Raw genomic sequence first — 3,556 nt, 5'->3', positions numbered from 1 at the left:
CTTGTAGGGCAGGTAGGCGGTCTGGCCTTCAGAGCCGAAGCCGTCGGCCCCGGTGTGAACATACGACTCGGCCTTGTCGAGGTAGGTCTGCTCGCCGGTGGCGCGGTACAGCCACAGTGCTCCCCACGACAGCTCGTCGTTGTAGCCCGACCAGGAGTTGTAGTAACCCTGCGCGTCGGTGATGCACTCGGTGTACTTCTGGCGCTTGGTGTCGGCCAATGTGTACAGCTGCTTCGCGTGCGTCAGCAGCTTCGTGGCATAGGCCGCATCGGTGGCCTTGAAGACTATCGATGCCGCCGCCATGGCCGCCGCAGTCTCGCCGGCCAGGTCCGAGCCACCGCAGCTGCTGTCGATCTTGTAGGCCGGTGCGGCCTTCGGGTAGACCTCGACCGGACCCCACCAGCTGTGGTCGGTGCTGCCGTTGCCGACCTGGCCGTAGAAGACGTTGGCGGAAGGGTGGGCCTTGATGAAGTAGTCGTTGACGAAGCGCAGGTTGCGCAGCAGCGCGTCGTACTGGCCGGCGCTCTTGTGGCCGCTTTCGAACTCGAGCGCGCCCCAGGCCAGCTCCGTGGCGGTGTAGGCCATCGGGAAGCCGAACTTCACGTGGTCACCGGCGTCGTGCCAGCCGCCGGTCAGGTCCAGGCCCACGTCGCTGCCGTCGGTCAGGCGCGAGTCGCCGCGCCAGCTGACGCGGTTCCAGTCGGGCTTCTTGCCGGACTGCTGGGCCTCGYAGAAGAAGAGCGACTTCTGCAGCGCCTCGGCGTAGTTGTAGCGCGGGGCGGCAGCGGTGGTCGTGACCGCCAGCGCGTGCTCGCGCGTCTCGGCCGCGGCGCTGGCGGTGTGGCTGTCGTCTGCGTCGGAGCCACCACCGCAGGCAGCCAGCAAGATGGCGGGCAGGGCCATCCAGGCGTGCGCGCGCAAACGGGTCCACCCCACGTGGACGGGGGTTGGGTCAAGGTTCATGGGGCTCCTCCGATCGCTAGACAGCGTTGTCATTCAAGGGCAAAAAAAAGGGCCGGAAGCCAAGCGAGTCTTCTTGTCCGCTCAAGTCACCGGATCTGTTCAGCAGGGCACCCTCATGCCCCGTTTTGCCTCGCGACGCTTTGTTCGCGAATGCGGCCCAGGTTGTATTCCCCAACCGCCAACCGCGTCAACCGGGTCCGACCGGAGGTCTTACACACCGTCACATCGGTTTAACCGCGAGACCTCTTCACAGGTCGCGGGCCACCACCTAACAGCTCAGGGGATATGCTCTGCGTCAGCTGGCGGAACGACCCAGCTGTGCATGCGTTCCTCGTAGACGGACACGCTCGGCGCCGGGAAGCTCGGATCAGCGAACGCCCCGACGGGGATGGCGAGGAATTCCTCCAACCCCTCGGGCTCGTAGTAGACCGTCGAACCGCAATGAGGGCAGAAGTGGAACCTGACGCGCGAGCCCTCGTCACCAACCCGCACATACTCGGATGAGGTGCCCGAAAGCGTCACGTCCTCGCAACGGAACCTGGCCTGCTGCCCGAAGACGCTGCCCGTCCTGCGTTGGCAGGCCAGGCAGTGGCAGATGGACACGCGTACCGGCTCACCGACGACCTGGGCCGTGAGTTGACCGCAACTGCAAGATGCGAGGCGTTGAGACATCGGTCGAGGGCTCGTGGTGATCAATGCGGGGAGGATACCGGTGGCAGGCTTCAGATTGTCGATTCAGCCGGTCGTCGTTCGTCGTGCAGGTGAAACGTCCACATCCGCTGGGCGTCACCCTCGAACCACCAAAGGAATCCGCATGACCAAGATGATTTTCGTCAGCCTCCCGGTCACCGAACTCGAAGCCTCGATCGCCTTCTACAAGGCGCTGGGTTTCCAGCAGAACCCGCAGTTCAGCGACGCCACGGCCGCCTGCATGGTGTGGAGCGAGTCGATCTACGCAATGCTGCTGACGCACGCCAAGTGGCGCACTTTCACGGACCGGCCGCTGCCCGCACCCGGGGCCACCGGGGTGATGCTCTCGCTGGCGATGGAGAGCCGCGACGCCGTCGATGCAATGAACGACGCCGCCGCGGCCCACGGTGGGCAGGCCGATGTGAACCCGGTGCAGGAACTGGGTTTCATGTACAGCCGCGACCTCGCCGATCCCGACGGCCACTTGTGGGGAGCTTTCTGGATGGACCCGGCAGCAGCGATGCCGCCCTCTGATCCGCAGCGCTGAGCCGGCACGATGAAGCTGCTTCTCACTTCCGCGGGTGTCAAGAACACCAGCATCCACGACGCGTTGGTCGGTCTCTTGGGCAAGCCGATCGCCGACTCCCATGCCCTGTGCATCCCCACTGCGTTGTATGGGCACCCTCAGGGCAGCCCTGGCGGCGCATGGCGGTTCATCACGGGCCAGTCAGGCTGCCCGATGTGCGAACTGGGGTGGAAGTCCCTGGGCGTGCTGGAACTCACCGCGCTGCCCAGCATCGGTGCGCAGCGCTGGGTGCCCTGGGTCCGGCAGGCGGATGTCCTGCTGGTGGAGGGCGGTGATGCCCTGTACCTGTGTCACTGGATGCGACAGTCGGGACTCGCCTCGCTGCTGCCGTCGCTGGATCGAACCGTCTGGGTGGGCTTGAGCGCCGGAAGCATGGTGATGACGCCGCGTGTGGGAGAGGCGTTCGTCGAAACGAAGCCGTCCATCACCGGTGACGACGTGACGCTGGGGCTCGTCGACTTCTCGATCTTCCCGCACCTGGACTACCCGGGTTTCGCCGAGAACACGATGGCCCACGCGGAAGAGTGGGCAGCCCGCATCGGCGGTCCGGCCTACGCCATCGACGACCAAACGGCCATCAAGGTGGTCGACGGTGCGGTCGAGGTCGTGTCCGAGGGGCACTGGAGGTACTTCGGCTCCTGACGAGCGCGGTCCACTTTGGAACTAGACTCGTCCCGGCATGAACACCCTGTTCTCCGAGATCAAGCAGCGGACCTACACGCCGGGCCAGGTGATGGAGGCGCACGTGCACAGCCGCCCCAGCCTGTCGCTGGTGCTGGCGGGCAGCTACGAAGAGCGCATCCGCGGGCGGCGCGGCGAGTTCGAATTCGGCGCGCTGCTGGTTTGTCCGCCCAACGAGGCTCACGCCCAGCGCTTTGGGGCTGCGGGCCTGTGCCAGTTGGTGTTCACGCCCACACCAGAGGCAATCGCCCGGCTGGACGAGGCGGTGCGCTTTGCCGATGCGCCTGCCGTGCGCACGCTGTCGCTGGCCGACGTGGGTCGGCGCATCGCGCAGGAGCTGCACACGTCCGACGACTTCTCGGCACTCGTGGTCAGCGGCCTGTCGCACGAGCTGATCGGCCTGGCCGCACGCGAGCAGGCCCGCCGCGGCGGCGCGCTGCCATTGACGCTGCGCCGGGCGATCGAGTTGCTGCGGGAGCAGTCGCACGAGCCGCTGGCATTGGACGACATCGCCCGCGCCGTAGGCTGCGACGCGGGCGAGTTGGCACGGTCGTTTCGCGCCCACCTGGGCGAGACACCCGGCGAGGCGCACCGCCGCTTGCGCATTGAGCGCGCGGCGGCGCTGCTGGCCCAATC

Annotated in this window: 5 protein-coding genes; 3 read left to right on the top strand and 2 right to left on the bottom strand. The window is 66.6% G+C overall.

Annotated elements, in window-relative coordinates:
• Together AC1DYI_RS29755 and AC1DYI_RS29750 are read right to left on the bottom strand one after the other, a co-directional pair.
• Positions 1-963 (bottom strand): glycoside hydrolase family 9 protein (locus AC1DYI_RS29755; RefSeq protein ID WP_477207729.1); only part of this gene is annotated, 963 nt, incomplete at its 3' end.
• A 276-nt stretch (positions 964-1,239) separates the two neighbouring features.
• A complete protein-coding gene (locus AC1DYI_RS29750) occupies positions 1,240-1,635 on the bottom strand; it encodes a GFA family protein (protein WP_477207728.1) in 396 nt (131 codons plus the stop codon).
• 142 nt (positions 1,636-1,777) lie between these two features.
• Here AC1DYI_RS29750 and AC1DYI_RS29745 point away from each other — a divergent pair, with 142 nt between their 5' ends.
• The 3 genes from AC1DYI_RS29745 to AC1DYI_RS29735 form a co-directional block, all read left to right on the top strand.
• The gene (locus AC1DYI_RS29745; RefSeq protein WP_477207727.1) at positions 1,778-2,200 is read left to right on the top strand and encodes a VOC family protein; all 423 of its coding nucleotides are present in this window, start codon (positions 1,778-1,780) and stop codon (positions 2,198-2,200) included.
• Between the two features lie 9 nt (positions 2,201-2,209).
• On the top strand, positions 2,210-2,881 hold the full coding sequence (locus AC1DYI_RS29740) for a Type 1 glutamine amidotransferase-like domain-containing protein (protein WP_477207726.1): 672 nt from the start codon (positions 2,210-2,212) through the stop codon (positions 2,879-2,881).
• 37 nt (positions 2,882-2,918) lie between these two features.
• Positions 2,919-3,556, top strand: a 638-nt coding sequence (locus tag AC1DYI_RS29735; RefSeq protein ID WP_477207725.1) for a helix-turn-helix domain-containing protein, incomplete at its 3' end; no start/stop codon positions are given.

Source organism: Ideonella sp. P3_A4, assembly GCF_056403075.1.
The sequence above is the reverse complement of the archived record's forward strand: the minus strand, read 5'-3'. Positions and strand labels throughout refer to the sequence as shown.